The sequence below is a fragment of the Bradyrhizobium genosp. SA-3 genome, assembly GCF_004212635.1.
Taxonomy (GTDB): Bacteria; Pseudomonadota; Alphaproteobacteria; order Rhizobiales; family Xanthobacteraceae; genus Bradyrhizobium.
Genome location: NZ_PSRT01000001.1, coordinates 41,487 through 65,003 on the forward strand (window position 1 = coordinate 41,487; position 23,517 = coordinate 65,003).

The following is a 23,517-nucleotide window of genomic DNA, read 5'->3' on the forward strand; positions in this document are numbered from 1 at the left end:
GCACGTGGACAGTCGCTTCCGGATGTTGGATAATGCGCGCCTCGAATTGCAGGACACTGTGGCCTGCACTCGGACTTCCACAGAAAGGCTAATCTGATGACGCAGGCAGGCGCCTATGGACAGAGGCTCGGGCAGTTCCTGCGTCTGAAGGAGGCGCCGCCCGCCCTGGTCACGCGCTCGCTGCGCAGCGCCGAGCTCGCGGTCACCGAAACGCGGAATGATCACCCGGTGCCCGGTCTGTCCGGTTCGCTGACCGCCGAAGACGCCTTTCTCGTCAGCCTGAAGCTTCACGACTACCCGGATTGCGAGCTCTGGGAGCGCGGCAAGTGCATCATGAAGGCGGACGTCCACGCCGGTACGACCTATCTCTACGACCTCAAGCGCGATCCGCGCTATGTGATCGACAAGCCGTTCCACTCGCTGTTTTTCTACATTCCGCGTTCGGCACTCGACAGCATCTCCGAGCAGTGCAATGCGTCGCGGATCGACGAACTCGACTGTCGGATCGGCGTTGGCCATGACGACGGTATCATCCGCCACATCGGCGCGGCGCTGCAGCAAGGCCTGCGCAGGCCGGGCGAGGCCAACCAGCTTTTCATCGACCACATGATGCTCGGGCTGACCGCCCATGTCGCCCAGACTTATGGCGGGCTCCAGCGCACGGCCGGACCCACCCGCGGCGGGCTCGCTCCGTGGCAGGCGAAACGTGCCTGCGAGAGGTTGGAATCCGACCTCGGCGGCAAGCTCTCGCTACAGAAGATCGCAACCGAGCTCGACCTCTCGGTCAGCCATTTCTCCCGCGCATTTCGAATTTCCGTCGGCCTGCCGCCGCACCAATGGCTGCTTCAGCAGCGGGTGAAGGCCGCCAAGCAGTTGATGACCGTTCGCGACCTGCCGCTGACGGAGATCGCGATCTCGGCCGGGTTCGCCAACCAGAGTCACTTCACGCGCGTGTTTTCCTCGATTGTCGGCGTCAGCCCGGCCGTGTGGCGCCGCGAGGCGCTCGGCGCCTTGCGCGCGGGCACGTGAACCCCGGTGATGTGGGGCGCCCGTGCCCTCAACGGCGTTTCGCCAGCGAAATGGCATAGGCGGTGCGCCGCGCCGCAAAGATCTCGTCCGGGGGATGACCGATGCCATCGGCGAGATTGGCTGGATTGAAAATGGACGCGTCGCAAGCCTGGTTCGGTTCGAACCCCGTGATCACGATCGTGCCCAGGCGTACCTCTTCGCGATTGTCCTCGTCCGGCCAGCGTATGGTCACGTCCATGACGGGGTCGCCGGGTCGGTCGAGCAGCGCCATCACGTTGAAGCGGACATCGCCAGTGGCGATTCGTGTGTTCAGGTCGTCGTGCAGGAAGTGGGCCGCCTTCGTCTCGGCTTCCTGCTCGGTCAGCGTGATGTCGTCGCCGACCGGGGCGACCTTGAACTTGATGAAGCGCGTCTCGCCTCGCGCGCTGGTCGCCGGAAAGGCGTGTACGCCCCAATAGGTCGTGCCGGCAAAACTCCCGGGCAGCCGGCGCGCGGCGACATAGTTCGCCTGATTGAGCGTTTCGGGATTAGCCGCCGAGAAAGCTGCGACCTTCGCCTCATCTGGCCTGCCGTCCGGTCCGGGGATGCGCACCTCGAGGAAGGCCAGCATCTGGTCGGGCGTCCTTGCAAAATGCACGGGAGCGCTTTCCGTGAGGATGTCGGATCGATGATCCTCGTCGCCGAGTCTGAAGCTGAAGCCGCGCAGCACGCGGTTGTTGGTATCAGCCACGTCAGGATTGCCGCCGCCCACCGAGAAGCGTGCCAGCACGCGCGATGGTCTCGTGAAGCTCTGCGATCTCGTGATGTCCCCCGCCCGGTCCGACGGGGTGTAGGTGCCGCGAACGCAGCAGCCCTTGGCGAAGCTCGCGCGCACCTTCGGCGGATTGCCGGCGACGGCTTTCAGGGCGTCGACGATCGAGGCGGGCGTTGCGACGTCGTTCGGGCTCTCTGACAAGGCGGACCTCTCGCATGCGAGCCCCGCTTCTAGGCACGCTTCGGGTCATGAGTCTTTCCCAAAGCGGGCAAGATTTGCCCGATCCCGCCACGATCGATGCCCGATCGATCGAGCAGGGACGGCCCGTATGCTCAGCCGCCGAGGATGCGGCGGCAGGCGTCGACGAACACCTCCGCGCCGGTGACGATGTCGGCATCGGCGGTGTTCTCGGTCCAGTGATGGCTGATGCCGCCGATCGACGGGACGAACAGCATCGCCGCGGGCATGATCGTTGCCAGCATCTGCGCATCGTGGCCGGCGCCGCTGGGCATGCGGATCGACCGTCCACTAGCCAGGGCCTTGCTCGCGGCTTCGATGGCATCCTGAAAGCCGACATTCATCATGGCCGCGCGCCGGTGCGCAGTTTCTCCACGGTGACGGTGCAGGGCCCCTTCGCGTTGACCTCGTCGGCCATGGTCCGCAGCAACTGTTCGAGCCGCGCGATGACCGCCGGGTCGTCGTCGCGGATCTGGAACAGCATTTCTGCTCCACCCGGAATGATGCTCGGAGCGCCGGGATCGAGCGTGATGCGACCGGTGGTCCACACCGTGCGGGGGCCGCAGGCATCAGGGAAACGTTCGTCGATCGCGACACAGAATTTGGCCAGCGCCAGGCCGGCATCCTTTCGCACGGCCATGCGGGTGGTGCCGGCGTGGTTCTGCTCGCCGACGAAATTGATCCGGTATTGCCAGATGCCGACGATGGAGGTCACGACGCCGATCGCGAGGCGGCCGCTTTCGAGCGTGTCGCCCTGCTCGATATGCGCCTCCAGATATCCGACGTGCCGGCCCGGCGGGGCGATGATGCGCGGGCGTCCCGAGAGCCCCATCTCGGCGAGTGCGTCGCGCATGGTGCGGCCGCTGGTGCGGTCGCGGGCAGCATCGATGTCGGCCTCCGTCACCTGGCCGACATAGGAGCGCGAGCCGAGGAAATGCCCAAAATGTCCTTCCTCGTCGCACCAGGCAGCGACCTCGACCACGCCTTTGAACGAGGGATCGGCATTGAGCACGCGCGCGGCTTCGAGCGCATAGACGACGCCAAGCGGACCGTCGAGCCAGCCGGCGTAATTCTGGCTTTCCAGATGCGATCCCGCCAGCAGCTTCGGTCCCGGCTTTGCGCTGGTACCGAAGACATTGCCAATGCCGTCGATCGTGGCGGAGAGGCCGGCGTCGGGCAGCTTCTGCACCAGCCAGTCCAGCGAAAGCCTGTGCGGCTCGGAGAAGGTCGGCTTGTGCACGCCGGTCTTGTAGGCGCCGATCGAGCGGAGTGCGTTGAGGTCGGCGAGGACGCGCTTCCCGTCGGCGCGGAGCTGGGTGTCAGGCATGTTCGGCAACTTTCAGCGCCTCGGTGCGGATCTCCTCGACCAGCCGCTCCTTGAGCTGGACGAATTCGGGCGTGGTCTTGATCTTGTAGGAACGCGGATGCGGCAGGTCCACATGGATCTCGGCCTTGATGCGGCCGGGGCGCGCGCTCATGACGATGACGCGGCTGCCGAGGAAGATCGCCTCCTCGATGTCGTGGGTCACGAACAGCACGGTCTTCTGGTCGCGCTCCCAGATCCCGAGCAGCATCTCCTGCATCAGGGCGCGGGTCTGGTTGTCCAGCGCACCGAAGGGCTCGTCGAGCAGCAGGATTTTCGGATCGTTGGCGAGCGCACGGGCGATCGCCGTGCGCTGCTGCATGCCGCCGGAAAGCTGCTTGGGCCAGTGGTTCTCGAAGCCGGACAATCCGACCTGGCGGATGAAAGCGTCGGCGATCCTGTTCCGCTCGTCTTGCGACACGCCGCGCTCGCGCAGGCCGAAGGCGATGTTCTCGCGCACGGTCAGCCAGGGGAACAGCGTATAGGACTGGAACACCATGCCGCGATCGGCGCCCGGGCCGGTCACTTCGCGCCCATCGAGCGTGACGCGCCCGCTGGTCGGACGATCGAGCCCCGCGACGATGCGGAGCAGTGTGGACTTGCCGCAGCCGGACGGGCCGAGGATGGTGACGAAGTCGTTGTTGCCGATGACGAGATCGGTCGGCTCCAGCGCCCTGGTCGGCGCGTTGCCGTGGCGTGCAGGGAAGGTGCGCGAGACCTGTTCGATCTTGAGGATTGTCATGCGAGCCTCCACGGAAACAGCCAGGCGTTGAACGCCTTGAACATGAAGTCCGAGAGGAGGCCGATCAGTCCGATCACGATGATGCCGAATATGATCTGGCCGGTGTTGAGCAGCGCTTGGCTGTCGGTGATCATGTGGCCGATGCCCGAGGACGAACCGATCAGCTCGGCGACGATGACATAGGTCCAGGCCCAGCCGAGCACCAGCCGCAGGATCTCCGCGATTTCGGGGGCGGAGGAAGGCAGCAGCACGCGGCGGATGATGCCGCGGTCGCTGGCCCCGAGTGTATAGGCCGCCTCCACCAGATCGCGCCGCGTTGCGCCGACGGTCACGGCAACCATCAGGATGACCTGGAACACCGAGCCGATGAAGATGACGAGCAGCTTCTGCAATTCGCCGATGCCGGCCCAGAGGATCAGAAGCGGAATGAACGCGGACGCGGGCAAGTAGCGCGCGAAGGAGACGAACGGCTCCAGGAACGCTTCGACCGGCTTGTAGGCCCCCATCAGCACGCCGAGCGGCACCGCGATGATCGCGGCGAGCGCGAAGCCGCCGACGACGCGCCAGATCGTCATGCCGATGTCGTAGACGAAGCCCTGCTTCGTCAGCAGGTCGTAACCTTCCTGCACCATGGTCAGCGGGTTTGCGAGGAATGTCTTCGACACATGGCCGCCGAGCGTCGCCCAGGACCAGAGGGCAACGAACAGCACGAAGAATGCAAGGCCGTACGCCATGCGTTGCTTCGATGTCACGGGATCCAGGGGACGCATCAAACTGTCTATCCGAATAGTCGATCATGCGCCGGCTCCGCCTCCTGGCGGAACCGGCAGCTTGCAGAAGTTTACTTGATGTAGCTCGCGTCGAAGAGGTCCTCGACCTTCGGTGCGGTCTTGATGATGCCGATCTCGAGCAGGAGGTCGGCGGCCTCCTTGTTGAAGGTCAGGAAATCGCCGGCGAAGAACTTCTGGTTCGCGGCCTTGTCCTGCCAGCGCAGATATTTCGCCGAGTTGCCGAACTGCTCGCCGCTTTGCTTCACATCGGCGCCCATGATCTCGTAGGCCTTGGCCTGATCCTTGGCGATCATGTCGAGCGCCTCGAAATAGCTGTCGGCGAGCGCCTTCGCGGCCTTCGGGTTCTCGGTGAGGAACTTCGGCGTGCAGCCGAATGTGTCCATGACCATCGGGTAGTCGAGCGTGGTTGCGATGATCTTGCCCTTGTCGGGCGCGGCGCGAACCGTCGAAAGATACGGTTCATACGTCATCGCGGCATCGTTCTGGCCGGAGACGAATGCCTGCGCAGCCGCAGCCGGCTCGAGGTTGACGACGGTGACGTCCTTCACCGACAGACCATTCTTCTTGAGCATCCAGGCCAGCGCGAAATAAGGCGAGGTGCCGGGCGCGGAGGCCGCGACGGTCTTGCCCTTCAGATCCTTGATCGAAGCCAGATCGTTGCGGACGGCCATGCCGTCGGCGCCGTAGCTCTTGTCGAGCTGGAAGATCTGCTTGGTGGCAACGCCATTGGCGTTCCAGGAGATCCAGGTCTCGACGGTCGTTGCCGCGCACTGGACGTCGCCGGAGGCAATCGCGAGGTGACGATCCTTCTGCGGGATCTTCTTGATGGTGACGTCGAGGCCGTTCTTCTTGAAGATGCCGGCCTCCTTCGCCAACGTCAGCGGCGCGAAGCCGGTCCATCCGGAGATGCCGATGCCGACCTTGACGTCGTCGGCGAGCACCGGAGTGGAGGCCGCGAGGGCAATGATTGTCGCAAATACTTTTGAACTACGCATGATTGTCGTCCTCTTGCCGATCGATGGATTGACGTCCTGTTGATCCTTGTCGGTCCATTTGGACCGTTGCCCGAAGCATTGCACGAATTGTGCCGACACTATTCTCTCAGCCTCCCTTGAATCGGGCGACAAGGCGGTGAGAGTCACCAGGATAGAGCAACCGCACCGCGGTGATCGTGCGCGCGCTGCGCCAGGTATAGCGGTCGATCACGAGGCAGGGCGCGCCGATCGCGATGTCGAGCGCCTTCGCCGCGCGATCATCCGCAACGATGGCGCTGATGGTATGCTCGGCCTCCGTCCATGGCACATGGTGGAGCAGCCACGAGCCGGGCGGCTCGCGCGAGAAGTCCGCGGTCGCAGCACTCGGCACGGACGACAGATCAATCAGCCTGTCCTCGACGGCGAAGGGCACGTTGTCGGCGCTGTGCCGGCAGGCGATCGCGACCACCCTGCCGGCCTTCTTGACGCCGAGGCGGTCGCGGTCAGTGGCGGTCGCCGTGCGTAGCTTGCGGCCGATCAGCTCGTAGCCGTAGCTGCGGCCGAGCGCGATGATTTCGGCCCGGATGTCGGCGATCTTGAGCACGGCGGACTGATGCTGCGGCCGGCGCACGAAGGAGCCGGCGCGCCGCCGCCGCTCGATCAGATCGGCTTGCGCCAGCTCCGACAGCGCCTTGTTCACCGTCATGCGCGAGCAGCCGTAACGCGCGACCAGCTCGTGCTCGAAGGGGATGCGATGCCCGGGTGGCCATTCGCCGGTCAAAATGCGCTTCTCGATGTCGGCGCGGATTCGCTTGTAGAGCGTCGGCTTGTCGGCCGCATCGGTCGCGAGGCTCATGCGACGAGCCTCCGCATAGATGCGTTGAAGCGCGCGCGTGCGGCTTGGCGCAGCTTGTGCCGGCCATTCTCGACGACCCTATCGCCGCCGGCCCAGACGCAATCGATCGCGCCGCCGCCGGCCGCAAAGATCCAGCCGTCGATGATGGCGTCGCGTGCGCGTCCCGCCAGCGACGGATGTGCTTTGTCGAGCGTGACGATGTCAGCGCGCGCACCCGGCGCGAGGCCGACGGTCGTCTGCGCCATCGCCTGCGCGCCGCCTGCGAGCGCATGATCGAACAGCGTGCGTCCGGTCGAGCGCCCCGCGCCGCTGGAGAGTACGTTACGCTGACGATGCTTCAGACGCTGACCGTATTCGAGCTGGCGCAACTCGTCGGCGACACCGATCAGCACGTTGGAATCGGTGCCTACACCGAACGCGCCGCCGGCGGCGAGAAATTCGCGCGCCGGAAAGATGCCGTCGCCGAGGCTCGCTTCCGTGATGGGGCAGAGACCGGCGACCGCGCCGGCTTTGGCGAATGCGGTGACTTCCTCATCCGTCGTATGGGTGGCGTGGATGAGGCACCAGCGTTGATCGACGGGCGCGTGCTCCAGCAGCCATTGCACCGGCCGCTGGCTCGACCATGCCAGGCAATCCTCGACTTCCTTCACCTGCTCGGCGGCATGAATGTGCACCGGTCCGCCATCGGCCAGCGGAATGATCGCGGCGAGTTCGTCCGGCGTCACCGCGCGCAAACTGTGCGGCGCGATGCCGATATTGGCGCCCGGCAATGTTGCGATGGCCTTGCGTGATGCGGTCATCAGGGCGGCGAACTGATCGACCGAGCAGATGAAGCGGCGCTGGCCGGCATGCGGCGCTGCGCCGCCGAAGGAGCCATGCGCATAAAAACTCGGCAGCAGCGTCAGCGCAATGCCTGAAGCTTCGGCAGCCTGTGCAATGCGCGCGGCCATCTCGCCGAGATCAGCGTAGGGCGAGCCGTCGCGATCATGATGGAGATAGTGAAATTCGCCGACGCGGGTGAAACCCTGCTCCAGCATCTCGACATAGAGCAGCGTCGCGACGGCGGTAACGTCGTCCGGCGTCATCGCCAGCGCGAAGCGATACATCGTCTCGCGCCAGGTCCAGAAGGTATCGGTGCTGTCGCCGCGCAACTCGGCGAGGCCCGCCATGCCGCGTTGGAACGCGTGGCTGTGCAGGCTCGCCAATCCCGGAAGCGCGATTGCGTGGCACTCGTCGCCGGCCGCCGGCGCCACATTCGGCGTCACTGCCGCGATCGCGCCGGCGGTGATGACCACCTGCACGTCATTGGCCCAGCCCGAGGGCAGGAGCGCGGAAGCGAAATGCAGTCGGGTCATGATTACACGCCGGCTGGACAGAACCGCCCCACGATTATATGTCTAGACATATAAGTCAAGCATCCCACGAAGGGGCCTTTCATGGCAGAGCGCTTCGACCGGATCTGGCACAATGCCCGGCTCGCCACGATGCGGGCTGACCGTCCTGACCTTGGCGAGATCGAGCGGGGCGTAATCGCCACGCGCGGCGGCCGTATCGTCTATGCGGCTGCGCAGATCGATTTTCCGTCGGATGCCGATGCGGCCGAGCGGATCGATTGCGAGGGACGCTGGATCACGCCCGGCCTCGTCGATTGCCACACCCATCTGGTCTATGGGGGCAACCGCGCGCACGAGTTCGAGCTGCGCCTGAAGGGGGCGAGCTACGAAGAGATCGCGCGCGCCGGCGGCGGCATCGTCTCGACGGTGGCTGCGACGCGGAAGGCGAGCGAGGCCGAGCTCGTCGCAGGCGCGCTGCCGCGGCTCGATGCGCTGATCGCCGAGGGTGCAACCACGGTCGAGATCAAGTCCGGCTACGGCCTCGATACCGAGACCGAGATGCGTCAGCTTGCCGCTGCGCGCAGCCTCGGTGGCCAGCGGCCGGTTGCGATCCGCACCTCCTTCCTCGGCGCGCACGCACTGCCGCCGGAGGCGGAGGGCAACAAGGATCGTTACATCGATCTCGTGTGCAAAGAGATGCTGCCCGCGGTCGCTAAGGCAGGCCTTGCCGATGCCGTCGATGCCTTCATGGAGGGCATCGCGTTCTCCGCCGAGCAGACTGCGCGGGTGTTCGAGACGGCGAGGGGACTTGGACTGCCGGTCAAGCTCCATGCCGACCAGCTCTCGAATCTCGGCGGTGCTGCGCTTGCCGCGAAATTCTCGGCGCTCTCTGCCGATCATCTCGAGCACACCGACGAAGCTGGTGCTGCCGCGATGGCCAAGGCCGGAACGGTGGCGGTGCTTCTGCCCGGCGCCTTCTACTTCATCCGCGAGACACAAAAGCCGCCGGTCGAGACCTTTCGCAAGCTTGGCGTCCACATGGCGCTGGCGACCGACTGCAATCCCGGCAGCTCCCCGCTGACCTCGCTCCTGCTCGTGATGAACATGGGGGCGACCCTGTTCCGGATGACGGTGGCCGAATGCCTTGCCGGCGTGACGCGCGAGGGGGCGCGGGCGCTTGATGTGCTGGATGAGACCGGCACGTTGGATGCCGGCAAATGGTGCGATCTCGCGATCTGGGACATCGAACGGCCGGCCGAGCTGGTCTACCGCATCGGCTTCAATCCGCTGCACGAGCGGATATGGAGGGGGCAGTGACGGAGCAGGACACAGCGATCGTCGTCAGACCAGGGACGGTCGGTCTCGATGATCTCGCGTGCGTGCTCGATGGTGCGCCCGTCGTGCTCGAGCCCTCGTTCTGGCCGCGAGTCGAAGCCGCGGCGGAGATCGTCGCAAGAGCCGCGCGCGCGGATGTCCCGGTCTACGGCATCAACACCGGATTCGGGAAGCTTGCGTCGAAGCGCATTCCGCCGGCCCAGACCACGCTGCTCCAGCGCAACCTGATCGTCTCGCATTGCTGCGGCGTTGGCCCGGCGACACCCGAATCGATCGTGCGGCTCATGATGGCGCTGAAGATCGTCTCGCTCGGCCGCGGCGCCTCCGGCGTCCGCCGCGAGGTGATCGAGCAGCTGCAGGACATGCTGGCGCAGGGTGTCTATCCGCTGGTGCCGCAGCAGGGCTCCGTGGGCGCCTCCGGCGATCTTGCACCGCTTGCGCATATGACGGCAGTGATGATCGGCGAAGGGCAGGCGATCGTTGACGGGAAAACTGTATCAGGCGCTGAGGCACTAAAGGCCGCCGGTCTCGCGCCGCTGACGCTTGGCCCTAAAGAGGGCCTCGCGCTGATCAACGGCACGCAGTTCTCGACCGCCTACGCCATCTCGGGCGTGCTGCGCGCATTTCGCCTTACTCGCGCCGCGCTGGTCACTGGGGCGCTGTCAGTCGATGCGGCGATGGCCTCGACGGCGCCGTTCCGTCCCGAAATCCAGGCGCTGCGCGGTCATGCCGGGCAGATCGCGGCGGGCGCGACGCTAACGGCGCTGCTCGACGGCAGCGACATCCGCCTGTCGCATCTCGAAGGCGACGAGCGCGTGCAGGACCCCTATTGCCTGCGTTGTCAGCCGCAGGTCGCGGGCGCAGCGCTCGACCTGATCACACAGGCAGTGCGCACACTGATCATCGAGGCCAACGCCGTCACCGACAATCCGCTGGTGCTGGTCGAGACCGGCGAGATCGTCTCCGGCGGCAATTTCCACGCCGAGCCGGTGGCCTTTGCCGCCGATGCGATTGCGCTCGCGCTATCGGAGATCGGCGCGATCAGCGAGCGGCGCATCGCGACGCTGGTCGACCCCGCGCTCAATTTCGGCTTGCCGCCGTTCCTGACGCCCGACCCCGGCATCAATTCCGGCTTCATGATTGCCGAGGTCGCGGCGGCCGCGCTCTATGCAGAGAATAAGCAGCGCGCGCTTCCCTGCTCGATCGACTCGACGCCGACCAGCGCCAACCAGGAAGACCACGTCTCGATGGCCGCGCATGCCGCGCGGCGCCTGTCCGACATGGCCGACAATCTCGCTGCCATTCTCGGCATCGAGCTTCTGGTCGCCGCCCAAGGCATCACGCTGCGCGCCGCATGCGACGAGCGCGCCGCTCGTTGCCGTGATTGCCGCGCTTCGTGAGCAAGTGCCCGCACTCGGTGCCGACCGCTACATGGCCGGCGATCTCGCCAAGGCAGCTGTACTGATCGAGGCCGACGCGCTGCCGGCCATCGCGATCACCGCACTTCCATCCGATCCGTTTCCGAGACTTGACTAAGAGGTCCGCATGAACCGCCGACTGGACAATGACCGCACCATCCGCGCGCCCCGCGGCAGCGACATCAGCGCCAAGAGCTGGCTGACGGAAGCGCCCTTGCGCATGCTGATGAACAATCTCGATCCCGACGTGGCGGAGCGGCCGAGCGAGCTCGTCGTCTATGGCGGCATCGGCCGCGCCGCGCGCGACTGGGAGAGCTTCGACCGGATCACGGCGGTCTTGCGCAAGCTCGAAAACGACCAGACCTTGCTGATCCAATCCGGAAAACCGGTCGGTGTGTTCCGCACTCATGCCGACGCGCCGCGCGTGCTGATCGCGAACTCCAACATCGTGCCGCACTGGGCGACGCTCGATCATTTCAACGAGCTCGATCGGAAGGGCCTGATGATGTACGGCCAGATGACTGCGGGCTCCTGGATCTATATCGGCAGCCAGGGCATCGTGCAGGGCACCTACGAAACCTTCGTCGAGGTCGGTCGTCGCCATTATGGCGGCAGCCTCGCCGGCAGATGGATTCTCACCGCCGGCCTCGGCGGCATGGGCGGTGCGCAGCCGCTGGCCGCGACCATGGCCGGCGCTTCGATGCTCGCGGTCGAATGCCAGCCGAGCCGCATCGAGATGCGCTTACGCACCGGCTATCTCGATCGCCAGGCCGCAACGCTCGACGAAGCGCTCACGATCATGGAAGAGGCCGCGAAGACGAAGAAGGCGGTCTCGGTCGGCCTGCTCGGCAATGCGGCTGAGATCTTCCCGGAACTGGTCCGCCGCGGTGTCAAGCCCGACATCGTCACCGACCAGACCAGCGCGCATGATCCAATCAACGGATACTTGCCGAAAGGCTGGACGCTGGCCGAGTGGGAAGCCAAGCGCGCCGCCGATCCGAAGTCGGTCGAGCGTGCCTCGAAGACGTCGATGGTCGATCACGTGAAGGCCATGCTGGATTTCCACGCGCAGGGCATCCCGACGCTCGACTACGGCAACAACATCCGCCAGATGGCGCAGGACATGGGTCTGAAGAACGCCTTCGATTTCCCGGGCTTCGTTCCCGCCTATATCCGTCCGCTGTTCTGCCGCGGCGTCGGGCCGTTCCGCTGGGCCGCGCTCTCGGGCGATCCCGAGGACATCTTCAAGACCGACGCCAAGGTCAAGGAGCTGATGCCTGACGACAAGCATCTGCACAACTGGCTCGACATGGCCAAGGCGCGCATCAAGTTCCAGGGCCTGCCGGCGCGGATCTGCTGGGTCGGCCTTGGCGATCGCCATCGCCTGGGCCTTGCCTTCAACGAGATGGTGGCGCGCGGCGAATTGAAAGCGCCGATCGTCATCGGCCGCGATCATCTCGACAGCGGCTCGGTGGCAAGCCCCAACCGCGAGACCGAGGCGATGAAGGATGGATCGGACGCGGTATCCGACTGGCCCTTGCTCAACGCGCTGCTCAATTGCGCCAGTGGCGCGACCTGGGTGTCGCTGCATCACGGCGGCGGCGTCGGCATCGGCTATTCGCAGCACGCCGGCATGGTGATCGTCGCCGACGGCACGCCGGAAGCCGCAAAGCGTATCGAACGCGTGCTCTGGAACGATCCTGCCAGCGGCGTGATGCGCCATGCCGACGCCGGTTATGACATTGCGATCGACTGCGCCCGTGACAAGGGTCTCGATCTGCCGAGCTTGGCGAAGTAGTCGCGCCTCAGGCCACGACCTTGGCCCCGGCGCTGTCGAGGCGCAGCTGTTCCTTGACGAGATAGTCGCCGATCGCGTCGCCCGGCATGGGCTTTGCGAAATAATAACCCTGGATGAAGTCGCATCCCAGGCGGCGCAGGGTATCGAGCTGAGCACGAGTCTCGACACCCTCGACGACGCAGGCGATCTCCATGTCGTCGCACAGGCCCGTGAGCGACTTGATGATCTTGTAGCTCACGGGATTGTCGTTGATGTCGGCGACGAAACTCCGGTCGACCTTGATCTTGTCGAGCGGCAGCCGGTGCACGTGGCTGAGTGAGGAATAGCCGGTGCCGAAATCATCCAGCGAAATGCCGCAGCCCATCGCCTTCAGCGTCGCGATCGACTGCTGCGCGCGCACGAAGTCGAAAGTGACGGCGGTCTCGGTGATCTCGAAATCGATCCGGTGCGGCGGCAGCCCGCTCTTCTCGATGATGGCGATCAGCTGCAGGATGCCTTCGGCCGCGCAAACGTCGTGGGCAGAGAGGTTGAACGACAGGCGAATGTGGTCGGGCCAGGTCCTGGCGGTCGCGAGCGCGCGAACCAGCAGCGCCTGCGTCAGCGGCCGGATCAGGCCGATGCGCTCGGCGGCCGGAATGAAATCGGCCGGCGAGACCAGGCCGAGGCGGGAGCTGTGCCAACGCGCCAGGACTTCGAAGCCGGCGGTGTGCTCGCTCATGGCGTCCACGATCGGCTGGAACACCAGGTCCATCTCGGTGCTGAAATCGGCACTGCGGAGCAAATTCTCGATGACGCCGCGGCTGCGGATCTCGGCCTCCAGTTCGCTCGAGAAGATGACGGTGCGGCCGCGCAGATGGCGCTTGGCGTGATACAGCGAGTAGTCGGCGCATTCATAGAGCGCTTCCGACGTCGTCGCCGACTTCGGGAACAGCGCAAAACCAATCGAGCAGGACAGCCCGGTATGGGCGGTGTCGAGCTGGTAGGGCAGCTTGACATGGTTACCGATGCGCTCGCCGAGCCGCATCAGATCGGCATGATCGGGATCGCCGCACACGACGAGGCCGAACTCGTCGCCGCCGAGCCTTGCGAATTCCACGCGTCGCGGGCCAAAGCCTTCGCAGACTTCGCGGATGCGGCGGCCCGCCTCGATCAGGACGCGGTCGCCGACGGTATGGCCATAATTGTCGTTGATCGGCTTGAAGCCGTCGAGGTCGATGATCCCGACCGCGACGCGAACGCTCCTGCGCTCGGCATCGGTAAAGGCGCTCGACAGCTCGGCGAAGAAGCGGCGGCGGTTCGGCAGCTCGGTGAGGGAATCGAGATTGGCAAGGCGGAAGTTCTCGTCGGAGAGCGCCTGTGTCGCCGCCTGCTGCGCGAGCAGCGACTTGCGGCTCGCGACGAGATCGGCGAAGTCGCGGTAGTAGATGAACAGCACCGTCACCATCGCGCCCGAGACACGTAGCGAAGAAGAACAGCACATAGGGCACGTCGACGATCAGCGTCACGATCAGCGCCGCCGAGCGTAGATGCATCAGCGAGAAGATGCAGCCGATCACGGTGACCGCCATGTAGAAGGCGACCTGGCTCTTGGCGAACGGATCGCCGTAGGGGTAGAGCGCGAAGGACCAGACGGTGAAGCCGGCGCCGATCGGCAGTGTCAGCCAGTTGGTGGCGCGCAGATTGCGCAGGATGTCGGCATCGCTGCGCACGAGGTGGCGCTGACGCAGCCACCAGAAAGTGCGCAAGCCCGCGAACACGGTCAGCAGGCTCGGCACGATCATCGTCAGCCAGTCCGGCGCCACGTTCACATACGTGTAGGCGACGGCGATCGTGTTGCTCATGAGGATGAAGTAGAGCAGCGGGACTTGCTTGGAGAAGGCGTCGAACTGCGCGCGCATCAGATCGGGGTTGTCGGCCGGGACGTGAAACAACCGTATTGCGGCGGCGAAATGAGACTTCAAATCGGCAACAGGCATTGAAATACGAGCCCCGGATCCCTGAAAAATCGGGCGATCTTGCACGGCGCGGTTAAAGGACGCGTTAGATGGGGCTCGGCGCGACAGGGTGGCGCAGGTTGCATGCGGTCGCGAATTCTCCGGACGCGTGTTCTGGTCAGACCCTGTTAGGATATGTGGCGGCGGAGCCAGGCGCTTCTGGCGCTGACATGCCGCTCGCGGTTACGAGTTGCTAACCATGCGTATCGGCGCAGCACATTGCCGCACGTCGGCCGAAAGCGGTGCGAGACGCCTAGCGCCCGATCGTCACGCCGGCGGTCGAGCGCATGGCGTCCCGGAGGCTCGTCGCGTTCATGTCGTCGAGAACCTGCCGCGTCAGCACGGTGGTCTGGCCGGGCGTGTTGAGGATCGTCTCGCCGCGCGAGGAAGAGAGCCGATCGGCCTTGTAGGGCGTGACCGGATCGGTGGCAGGAGCGGTCGCATGACGTGGCCGTTTGCCCGCGGCCAAAGCGGGCTGCGAGATGCAGAAGGCGGCGATCAGGATCAGAGACAATGACCTTGCGCGCATATGCGATCTCCCATGTCGGGACATCAACCTAGCACATCGCACCGGTGGCCGCAGAAGAAAGGATCAGGCGAGAGCGGCCTGAAGTTCCCGCACCGGCTCGCGGGCGCGGTCGTGTTTCCCGGGCTCGGCGAGCCGGGTGAAACTGCGCTGGCTCGCAAGCGCAGGCGCCTCGACGATGACGCCCTCGCAGACGATCTGCCCGCCGAGTATCTTGAATTCCAGCTTGTCGTAGCGCGGCATCGTTTCGCCGGGCGCGGGCGGCAGCAGTCCGACACTGCCCTGGATGTTGAGCGTGGCGTCGCCGGTGCCGTGCAGGCGCGGATTCCACATCCTGATCCCGGTCTCGGCCCAGCGCTGCCGGATCAGCGCTGCGCGGTCGGTGGGCTCTGCGACCTTTGGCCGAGGCTTCCGCGTGCTGGGTGTCTTCGGAGCGGGAGACTCGAGGATCGGCTCCGGCGCGACATCCGTGACGACGCTCGGTGTGTTGGCGGAGGCGTCCGCTGCGATGATCGTTGCGACAAGCGCGGAATCGCTGGCGAAGCCGGGCTCGATCTCTACGGCGACACTGGGAGACGGAGCCCTGTCGATGCTGCCCTCGGCATGCTTCGCCGAGACTTCGCTATCGGCAAGCGCGTCGACACGCGAGTCGTCTACGACGGCTAGCTCAACATCCCCTGGGTGGCCGGTGGAAGTGTCATCGTTGATGATGAGAACGGGTGTGTCAGCCGAGGCAACCGCGACGTCGGCGGCCGCGACCGGCGCCTCCTCCGCGATGGGTCCGACGTTGGCCCGGAGTTCGCAAGCTGGATTGCTGCTGATGAGGGGCTCAGGAACATCGACCGGCTCGACCTCGACGGCGGCTGCGACCGCTGCCTCTTCCACGACGGCGGGTTCAATCCTTGCCGGGAGATCTGCGGGCGGATCGTTGCTGATGAGTTCAGGTGCATCAACCGGCTCGCTCTCGGTCGACGAGACCGCAACCTCTTCGACGACGCCCGGTTCGACGTCTGCCGGCATCTCCAGGGGTGGATGGTCGCTGATGTCGATATCGATTGGCGCTGCCGATGTGCTTTCCGCGATGACAGTGTCGTTCCCTGCGACCGGAATCGTGACCGCGATCTCGGTATCGCTGCAGCACGAAGCGGTGCTGAGACCGGTGTCGAGAGACGGAGCTGCTTCTGCAATGTCGGTGGTGACGGCGAGTGAATCGCTTGCGGCACTCGGTGCGACGTCGACACTGCCGCTGTGCGGCAGGGGCCGAAGCCGGGTGAACGCCCATTTCACCGCAGGGATGCGGCGCAGCAACGATATCAGTCTCGAAAGCACTGGGAGTTGTCCAAGAGGTACTCGGCGTAAGGCAATCGCTGATTCGTCAGCAATGTGAAAAACTGCCCCGGCCGTCACACCGATGTCAATCTAGGTGGGACCAATTGCAGAACATCCGTGCACCATCGTGCGCGTTGCGCGATCGTCTGACGACGTCCCAGCTCAGTTGGAAGAGCAAATTCCGAAGCGGACGCGTGCGAATTGCGGTGGTTAGCGATCGGCGTGAGCGGGGGGCTCGCGCTTGGCAGCGAACCCCCAGAAATCTTCAAGCTGCGTGCAGCTGCAACGTCTTCTCTCGCGCTATTTCCCGCCGGAGCCCGCACCGCCGCCAGAACCCGCACCGCCGCCGGCCTGGTTGCCCATGTTATTCGTATTGGTGCCGCCTGCGGATGGCGACTGTGCGCCCTTGCTGTCGCTGGCCTCGTTCTGCATGTTCGATGCGCGGCCCGTCGTCATACCTTTGGTCGCGGGGCCACGCGATGAGGGACCGACCTCGCCCTGACTGGATGCGCCTGGAGCGGGTTGTGTCTGCGCGAAGGCACTACCGGTCGCCAGCGCCATGATGCACGCGGATGCCAACATGAACTTCTTCATAGGATTCTCCCTTACTTTGCATCCCGGACAATCCGTCTGCGCCAGCGACGTTCCTGCCGATCTGTCGCCATCTCTTCAACTCTCTGCGGCCTAACGTCGGGGTTCCCGTCCTCATCGCCAGCGGCTATTCAGGACCGTCATTGTTTTGAGGGACGACGCATGAGGAAGATTGTCGCCATCGGAGCGGTTCTGCTCTGGTCCACCATCGCGTTCGCGCAGGATCGCACCATCACCGTGGCCTCGACGACGTCGACGGAACAGTCGGGGCTGTTCGGCTATCTGCTGCCGCTGTTCTCGAAGACCGAGGGCATCGAGGTGAAGGTCGTTGCCGTCGGCACCGGCCAGGCTCTCGACATCGGGCGGCGGGGCGATGCCGACGTGGTGTTCGTCCATGACAGGGCTGCCGAGGACAAGTTCATGGCCGAAGGCCAGGGCGTGAAGCGCTTCGACGTCATGTACAACGACTTCGTCATCGTCGGTCCCAAGAGCGATCCGGCGAAGATCGCCGGCGGCAAGGAAGTCACTGATGCGCTGCGCAAGATTGCGGCTGCGAAAGCGCCGTTCATCTCGCGCGGCGACAAATCCGGCACCCATGCGGCCGAGCTGCGATTGTGGAAGGAAGCGGGTGTCGATATCGCAGCGGGCAAGGACGGCTGGTATCGGGAGATCGGCCAGGGCATGGGACCGGCGCTCAACATGGCCTCGTCGTCGAATGCCTATCTTCTGTCGGACCGCGGCACCTGGCTCTCGTTCAAGAACAGGGGCGAACTTGCCATCCTGACCGAGGGCGACAAGCGACTGTTCAACCAGTATGGCGTCATGTTGGTGAATCCGGCAAAGCATCCGAACGTCAAGGCGAAGGACGGGCAGGCCTTCATCGACTGGCTCATCTCATCGAAGGGGCAGGATGCGATCGCAGGCTACAAGGTCGGCGGCGAGCAGCTATTTTTCCCCAACGCGTCCCACTAGCAAGAATGCGATGGTCGACACCGCGACGCTGAGCGCGAGCAGGATCAGCCCGAGCCCCAACGCCAGCGGCAGGTCGCCCTTGCTGGTCTCCAGCGCGATCGCGGTCGTCATCGTGCGCGTGAAGCCGCGGATGTTGCCGCCAACGATGATGATGGCGCCGACTTCCGCGATGGCGCGGCCGAAAGCCGCGAGAAAAGCCGTCAGCAGCGAGGTCCGGCCGAGTGCAAACAGCAGTGCCATGCTACGCAGGGTCGACAGTCCGTCGATCCGTGCCAGATCGCCATACTCCGCCCACAGCAGGCTGGCCGGACGGTGCACCAGTGCCACCACGATCGGCGTCGCGAGCAGCGTCTGTGCGATCACCATGGCGGTCGGTGTGAACAATAATCCTCCCGCCCCGAGCGGGCCGGACCGCGACAGCAGGAGGTAGAGCGCGAGCCCGACCACGACCGGCGGAAGGCCGAGCAAGGCATTGGTCAGGATGATGATGACCTGACGTCCGCGGAAGCGCGTGATCGCAAGCAGGGCGCCGAATGGTGCACCGATCAGCAGCGCGACGATGCTCGCGGTCAAGCTGACGCGCACCGACAAGGCGACGATGCCGAGCAGCTCGGCGTCGGCTTCGCCGATCAGCGTGAAGGCGGCACCGGTGGATCGTGCGAAATCGTTCATCCGGCCGGGCGCTTCCGCGTCGGGCAGGATGCCTCGGGATCGTCGATGTCGCGCAATCGCATCACGGGTTGGTCTCTGCGAGTCTTTTTGACATCGACAGAATACTCGGACGAGACGATTTGGACAGGCGATTTAGCGGAAAATAACCGTCAAGCGCCGCGTTATGCAGGCTTTCCCGACGCGGTCTGGGCGGCGTTCGGCTTTACAGAGGCTCGGCTCCAAAGCCAGCGCGCCAGCACAACGGCAAGAACTGCCCCGACGAATTGAGCGGCGATGAAGCCTGGCACGTCTCGCGGGGCAATACCCGCGAACGTATCAGACAGCGCGCGAGCGATGGTGACCGCAGGATTGGCGAACGACGTGGATGACGTGAACCAGTAAGCCGAAGTAATATAAAGGCCGACGGCATAAGGAACGGCGGCGGGTGTCCGATGCCGGACGCCAAGGATCGTCGACAGCAGGCCGAAGGTCGCCACGGCCTCGGCCAACCATTGTCCGGTGCCGGCGCGTTCCGTGAGCGAGCGCTGGAGGACTGGAAGCTCGAACATCAGGTGTGCGATCTCAACCCCGGCGATGCCACCGACGACCTGAGCGATAAGATAGATCGCGGCGTCCGTCCATGACATTTCGCCACGCCAAGCCAGAGCCAGCGTCACCGCTGGATTGAAATGCGCTCCCGAGATCGGAGCAAGCATCAGGATCAGCACGACGAGGATTGCGCCCGTGGCAATCGTGTTGCACAGCAGTGCCAGCGCGACGTTTCCGCCGGCGAGCTTTTGCGCCATGATCCCCGAGCCGACGACGGCGGCGAGCAGGAACGCCGTCCCAAGCGATTCGGCGAAGGCACGCTGTCCCAGGCCCGGCATCAGGCGCCGCGATCCAGCCTGACGCGCTCGCCGTCTTCCTTGACGAATTCGCCCTGTTGCGCCGGCAGCAGATCGAGCACGCGTTCGGAGGGGCGGCAGAGCCTGACGCCGTTCGGCGTCACCACGATCGGCCTGTTGATCAGGATTGGATGCGCCATCATGGCGTCGAGCAGCTGATCGTCGGTCAGCGCCGCGTTGTCGAGCCCAAGCTCCGCATAGGGCGCCGCCTTCTCGCGAACGGCCTCGCGCACCGAAATCCCCATGCGCGCGATGAGCTGCTGCAACAGCGCCCGCGATGGCGGCGTCTTCAGATATTCGATTACGTGCGGCTCGATGCCGGCGTTCCGGATCATCGCCAGTGTGTTGCGCGAGGTGCCGCAATCGGGATTGTGATAGATGATCGCATCCATGGTGGAGTCCTCGTGCTCAGCAGCACGCCTGCGACACGCTGGGCGCTGCCTGCGGCGCGCAGCAGGCCGATTGCTGCTCCTGCTTCTCGTGAGCGACCCGCGCCCGGTTCTCACCGCTGCCGTCACCGTAATCGGTGCTCTCGCCCGTGGTGTAGAAGGTTTCCCAGGCGATGCCGGCTGGATCATCAATCCAGGATTTTTCCGACTTGGCATAGCAGCAGGTGGTCTGCCCTTGCTCGACCACGTTGCCGCCGGCCTGGCGCAGCCGCGCATAGACTTCCTGGAGTTCCTCGCCGGTCTCGACCTGGATGCCGAGATGGTCAAGGCCAGCCGCGCGGCCACGCGTCGAGATCGCAAAATTCACGCGGGGGTCTTCCAGCATCCATTTGGCATAGTCGGATTTCACGACCGAGGGCTCGCTGGCGAACAAGGCCGAGTAGAACCCGATCGAATGGGAGAGATCCTTGACGGACACGTGAACGTGCAGGCGCTTCATGGTCGGTCCTTTCAGGCTGGCACTTTGCCGCGCTTTCGCGCGGGTTTCGAAGGCGTGGCCGGAGCGCACGACACGCCGCCGCAGCAGTTCTCGGTCAGGAAACCGACGAGCGCGTTCATGGTCTCGAACCGCGCCGCATAAATCATCGAGCGTCCCTCGCGCCGGACGGTCACGAGTCCGGCCGTCCGCAGCCGGTCGAAATGGAAGGTCAGCGTGTTGGGGGCGAGATCCAGCGTTTCGGCAATCGCGCCGGCGGTCATGCCGTCGGGGCCGGCCTGCACCAGCAGGCGGAAGACGTCAAGACGATTGTCCTGTGCAAGCGCGGCGAGCGCCGCGACGGCATCGTTCGTTTCCATATTTCAGCGATTATGGAAATAATGAGCGGCTGTCAATCGGGATTGTGCTGGGTCTACCCCAATCTCGATTTGATGGTCGGTCGCCGTCCGTTCAGCGCTTGGCGCTTTATTCCCGCCTCGGATGCTTTATGGAAGGGGCACGATCAGGTCGCACCCGCCCGATGGGGGTGCTAGACCCTGGTGCAGGAACAACAGGGCTGGGCCGTCCTGGCCCCCCAAGAATGAAGGATGTGACGCAATGATCCAAACCGTTGGCATCATCGGGGCAGGGACCATGGGGAACGGCATCGCGCAGGTCTGCGCGGCGGCCGGGCTTTCGGTCGTGATGGTCGACATTTCCGATGCTGCGGTGAACCGCGGACTTTCGACCGTCGGCGGCAGTCTCGAGCGGCTGGTCAAGAAGGAGAAGATGTCGGCTGCCGATCGCGAGGCGACGCTCAAGCGCATCACCGGCACCACCGACCGGTCGAAGCTATCGGATTGCGACCTCGTCATCGAGGCGGCGACCGAGAACGAGGAGCTCAAGGTCAAGATCCTGAAGGATCTCTGCGCGACGCTGTCGCCGCGCACGCTGGTCGCGACCAACACCTCCTCGATCTCGATCACCAAGCTCGCCGCGGCAACCGATCGTCCCGACCGGTTCATCGGCATGCACTTCTTCAACCCCGTTCCGGTGATGGCGCTGCTCGAGCTCATCCGCGGCCTGCAGACCTCCAACGACACCCACGCCAAGGCGCTGGATTTCGCCAAGCGCGTCGGCAAGGTGGCGATCACGGCCAAGAACAGCCCGGGCTTCGCGGTCAACCGCATCCTCTGTCCGATGATCAACGAAGCGATCTTCGCGCTCCAGGAAGGCATCGCGACGGCGGAAGAGATCGACGCCGGCATGAAGCTCGGCTGCAACCATCCGATCGGGCCGCTTGCGCTGGCCGATCTCGTCGGCCTCGACACCATGCTTTCGGTGATGGAGGTCTTTTACAAAGGCTTCAACGACCCCAAATACCGCCCAGCCCCTTTGCTCAAGGAAATGGTCGACGCTGGCCATCTCGGTCGCAAGACCGGGCAGGGCTTCTACATCTATAGCGCCTGATGAAGGCAACGGCGGCGGGCACTCAGCGTCCGCCGCCAGATCCCGCAATTTGCGCTGCGACAAAGACGCCGCGCGCAATTGGCTCGACAATGTCGAATGGGCGGCTCGCGGGAACATCGGAACGGATAACGAAGGACATGTCGGATCGACTGAAGGCCGAGCGCGAGGCGGCGGCTGCGCGGCGGAATCTGCTGACCCAGGATGCGATCGAGCGCACCGGGATCACCGAGGAGATGATCGGGGAGCTCGTCACCCGCTTCTACGGACGCGTGCGCGAGGACGCACGGCTCGGTCCGGTCTTTGGGATCGTCCAGAACTGGGATGAGCATCTCGCCAAGCTCAGGGATTTCTGGTCGTCGGTCGTCCTGATGAGCGGCCGCTATCATGGCTCGCCGATGCGGGCGCATTTGCCGCTGAGCCTGGTTGGCGATCATTTCGATCGCTGGCTCGACCTGTTCGAACAGACTGCGCGCGAGGTCTGCCCGCCGGCGGCAGCCGCGCTCTTCATCGACAAGGCACGGCGCATCGCCGACAGTTTCGAAATGGCGTCGGCGACAGTCGCAGGCCGTATCGCGTCTCCGCGTCACGTGCTCCGGTCCTGACGACGATCGGCCTGCCTGCAAAATACGCAGCTCCCTTGCTTCGCTTTTGCGTTGCGCGACTGAGATCGCGGTGCACCAATTCCAACAGCATCGGCCTGATCTGCAAAATCATCATGCCAATCGCGCGGCGTGACGTTGAAATTGCGAAAACGCGCTTGAATACGTTCATTCTCGCTCAATCAAAGCGAGCAAAGCCATATTGATGCACTGCGGCGCCAACTCTTCGCCTTTTTTTCGGCAGAGTTCCAGCGCCTGCTAGTGTGCATGTCGCGCTCATCGTTCACTCCCAATTCTGCATCCTCCGACAATTCCACGGAACCCGAAGTCGACGCGGGCATCGAGCGGACGCGGCGAACGCTGCTGCTCGGCGCGCTTGCGAGCACCGCTTGCCTCGGCTGTTCGCCACCGGCGCGCGCGGGTGAAGATCCGCCCGGCTCCGACGAACGGCCACAAAAGGGTGATGTGCTCGTCTTCTCCGAAGGCGACAAGGAGGGGAAACTCATCACTGCGGCTGATGTGCCGGCCGGCGGACCGCCGGTTCATGCCTGGCCGAAGGATCCCAACACGTCGGTGGTGCGCAGCGCCTCGCGTCTCAACGAGATCCTGATCATCAAGCTCGATCCCGCCGAGCTCGACGAGAAGACCCGTACGCGTGCCGTCGACGGCATCATCGCCTATTCGGCGATCTGCTCGCACGCGGGCTGTCCCGTCACCGCCTGGGTGAAGAGCGATGTCGGCGACAAGGAAGTGTTCAAGTGCATGTGCCACAACTCCGAATACGATCCCCGCGCGGGCGCGCAGGTCGTGTTCGGGCCGGCGCCGCGACGGCTTGCGGCGCTGCCGCTGGCGCTCGCTGACGGTTCGCTCAGCGTCGCCGGCAATTTCATCGGAAAGGTAGGTGGCGCGCAGCCAGGATGACGGACGGTGCGGGCCGTGCCTGCGTCACGAGAGGCCGCATCCGCCGATGGGCGGACGGGACGAA

The 23,517-nt window shown here is 64.8% G+C and carries 21 protein-coding genes and 3 pseudogenes; 8 read left to right on the plus strand and 16 right to left on the minus strand.

Annotation, left to right across the window (positions count from 1 at the left end):
* Positions 1-96: 96 nt before the first annotated feature.
* Positions 97-1,029, plus strand: a complete 933-nt coding sequence (locus CWO91_RS00190; protein WP_130211727.1) for a helix-turn-helix domain-containing protein — start codon at positions 97-99, stop codon at positions 1,027-1,029.
* Between the two features lie 28 nt (positions 1,030-1,057).
* Here the strand turns inward: CWO91_RS00190 and CWO91_RS00195 are convergent, their stop codons facing one another.
* The 7 genes and pseudogenes from CWO91_RS00195 to CWO91_RS00225 all read right to left on the minus strand — a co-directional run bounded on the left by CWO91_RS00195 (position 1,058) and on the right by CWO91_RS00225 (position 8,101).
* Entirely contained in the window at positions 1,058-1,984 is a 927-nt protein-coding gene (locus tag CWO91_RS00195) for a catalase family peroxidase (protein ID WP_130211728.1), read from the minus strand.
* Positions 1,985-2,115: 131 nt separating this feature from the next.
* Positions 2,116-3,347: pseudogene (locus CWO91_RS00200) on the minus strand (Zn-dependent hydrolase).
* Positions 3,340-4,125, minus strand: a complete 786-nt coding sequence (locus CWO91_RS00205) for an ABC transporter ATP-binding protein (protein WP_164939435.1) — start codon at positions 4,123-4,125, stop codon at positions 3,340-3,342. The pseudogene CWO91_RS00200 and the gene CWO91_RS00205 overlap by 8 nt, the downstream one beginning before the upstream one ends.
* Positions 4,122-4,895, minus strand: a complete 774-nt coding sequence (locus CWO91_RS00210; RefSeq protein ID WP_130211796.1) for an ABC transporter permease — start codon at positions 4,893-4,895, stop codon at positions 4,122-4,124. Before CWO91_RS00210 ends, CWO91_RS00205 begins: the two co-directional genes overlap by 4 nt.
* 71 nt (positions 4,896-4,966) lie before the next feature.
* On the minus strand, positions 4,967-5,911 hold the full coding sequence (locus CWO91_RS00215; protein WP_130211729.1) for an ABC transporter substrate-binding protein: 945 nt from the start codon (positions 5,909-5,911) through the stop codon (positions 4,967-4,969).
* Between the two features lie 106 nt (positions 5,912-6,017).
* Positions 6,018-6,746 carry a histidine utilization repressor gene (gene hutC / locus CWO91_RS00220; protein ID WP_130211730.1) on the minus strand — a complete coding sequence of 243 codons (729 nt, stop codon included), beginning with the start codon at positions 6,744-6,746 and terminating at the stop codon, positions 6,018-6,020.
* A complete protein-coding gene (locus tag CWO91_RS00225; protein ID WP_130211731.1) occupies positions 6,743-8,101 on the minus strand; it encodes a formimidoylglutamate deiminase in 1,359 nt (452 codons plus the stop codon). The genes hutC and CWO91_RS00225 overlap by 4 nt, the downstream gene beginning before the upstream one ends.
* Before the next feature lie 81 nt (positions 8,102-8,182).
* Here CWO91_RS00225 and hutI point away from each other — a divergent pair, with 81 nt between their 5' ends.
* The 3 genes and pseudogenes from hutI (at position 8,183) to hutU (ending at position 12,631) form a co-directional block, all read left to right on the plus strand.
* Positions 8,183-9,397 carry an imidazolonepropionase gene (gene hutI / locus CWO91_RS00230; RefSeq protein ID WP_130211732.1) on the plus strand — a complete coding sequence of 405 codons (1,215 nt, stop codon included), beginning with the start codon at positions 8,183-8,185 and terminating at the stop codon, positions 9,395-9,397.
* Positions 9,382-10,951 (plus strand): annotated as a pseudogene (gene hutH, locus CWO91_RS00235) (histidine ammonia-lyase). The gene hutI and the pseudogene hutH overlap by 16 nt, the downstream one beginning before the upstream one ends.
* A gap of 9 nt (positions 10,952-10,960) precedes the next feature.
* The gene (gene hutU, locus CWO91_RS00240; protein ID WP_130211733.1) at positions 10,961-12,631 is read left to right on the plus strand and encodes a urocanate hydratase; all 1,671 of its coding nucleotides are present in this window, start codon (positions 10,961-10,963) and stop codon (positions 12,629-12,631) included.
* Between the two features lie 7 nt (positions 12,632-12,638).
* On the opposite strand, the pseudogene CWO91_RS00245 reads toward hutU, so the two are convergent.
* The 4 genes and pseudogenes from CWO91_RS00245 to CWO91_RS00260 form a co-directional block, all read right to left on the minus strand.
* Positions 12,639-14,607: pseudogene (locus CWO91_RS00245) on the minus strand (putative bifunctional diguanylate cyclase/phosphodiesterase).
* Positions 14,608-14,878: 271 nt separating this feature from the next.
* Positions 14,879-15,154: a TonB-dependent receptor plug domain-containing protein gene (locus CWO91_RS00250; protein WP_130211734.1), complete on the minus strand. Its 276-nt coding sequence runs from the start codon at positions 15,152-15,154 to the stop codon at positions 14,879-14,881.
* A gap of 63 nt (positions 15,155-15,217) precedes the next feature.
* Positions 15,218-16,459, minus strand: a complete 1,242-nt coding sequence (locus tag CWO91_RS00255; RefSeq protein WP_165405151.1) for a hypothetical protein — start codon at positions 16,457-16,459, stop codon at positions 15,218-15,220.
* Positions 16,460-16,780: 321 nt separating this feature from the next.
* On the minus strand, positions 16,781-17,074 hold the full coding sequence (locus tag CWO91_RS00260; protein WP_130211736.1) for a hypothetical protein: 294 nt from the start codon (positions 17,072-17,074) through the stop codon (positions 16,781-16,783).
* Positions 17,075-17,233: 159 nt separating this feature from the next.
* On the opposite strand from CWO91_RS00260, the gene CWO91_RS00265 reads away from it, so the two are divergent.
* Entirely contained in the window at positions 17,234-18,043 is an 810-nt protein-coding gene (locus tag CWO91_RS00265; protein WP_130211737.1) for an extracellular solute-binding protein, read from the plus strand.
* Here CWO91_RS00265 and CWO91_RS00270 read toward each other — a convergent pair.
* The 5 genes from CWO91_RS00270 to CWO91_RS00290 form a co-directional block, all read right to left on the minus strand.
* Positions 18,017-18,715 (minus strand): ABC transporter permease, encoded by a 699-nt coding sequence (locus CWO91_RS00270; RefSeq protein WP_130211738.1) that lies wholly within the window; start codon positions 18,713-18,715, stop codon positions 18,017-18,019. The two genes, CWO91_RS00265 and CWO91_RS00270, sit on opposite strands and share 27 nt — an antisense overlap.
* 161 nt (positions 18,716-18,876) lie before the next feature.
* Positions 18,877-19,581: an MIP/aquaporin family protein gene (locus CWO91_RS00275; protein WP_130211739.1), complete on the minus strand. Its 705-nt coding sequence runs from the start codon at positions 19,579-19,581 to the stop codon at positions 18,877-18,879.
* Positions 19,581-19,991, minus strand: coding sequence for an arsenate reductase (glutaredoxin) (arsC, locus tag CWO91_RS00280; protein WP_130211740.1), 411 nt, complete (start codon positions 19,989-19,991; stop codon positions 19,581-19,583). The genes CWO91_RS00275 and arsC overlap by 1 nt, the downstream gene beginning before the upstream one ends.
* Before the next feature lie 16 nt (positions 19,992-20,007).
* Positions 20,008-20,487 carry an ArsI/CadI family heavy metal resistance metalloenzyme gene (locus tag CWO91_RS00285; protein ID WP_130211741.1) on the minus strand — a complete coding sequence of 160 codons (480 nt, stop codon included), beginning with the start codon at positions 20,485-20,487 and terminating at the stop codon, positions 20,008-20,010.
* Positions 20,488-20,498: 11 nt separating this feature from the next.
* Positions 20,499-20,843, minus strand: coding sequence for an ArsR/SmtB family transcription factor (locus CWO91_RS00290; RefSeq protein ID WP_130211742.1), 345 nt, complete (start codon positions 20,841-20,843; stop codon positions 20,499-20,501).
* Positions 20,844-21,081: 238 nt separating this feature from the next.
* Here CWO91_RS00290 and CWO91_RS00295 point away from each other — a divergent pair, with 238 nt between their 5' ends.
* From CWO91_RS00295 to CWO91_RS00305, 3 genes are all read left to right on the plus strand, one after another.
* Positions 21,082-21,933 carry a 3-hydroxybutyryl-CoA dehydrogenase gene (locus CWO91_RS00295; RefSeq protein ID WP_130211743.1) on the plus strand — a complete coding sequence of 284 codons (852 nt, stop codon included), beginning with the start codon at positions 21,082-21,084 and terminating at the stop codon, positions 21,931-21,933.
* Between the two features lie 137 nt (positions 21,934-22,070).
* Positions 22,071-22,535 carry a group III truncated hemoglobin gene (locus CWO91_RS00300; protein WP_130211744.1) on the plus strand — a complete coding sequence of 155 codons (465 nt, stop codon included), beginning with the start codon at positions 22,071-22,073 and terminating at the stop codon, positions 22,533-22,535.
* Positions 22,536-22,799: 264 nt separating this feature from the next.
* The gene (locus tag CWO91_RS00305) at positions 22,800-23,453 is read left to right on the plus strand and encodes a ubiquinol-cytochrome c reductase iron-sulfur subunit (RefSeq protein ID WP_130211745.1); all 654 of its coding nucleotides are present in this window, start codon (positions 22,800-22,802) and stop codon (positions 23,451-23,453) included.
* Positions 23,454-23,517 lie beyond the last annotated feature (64 nt).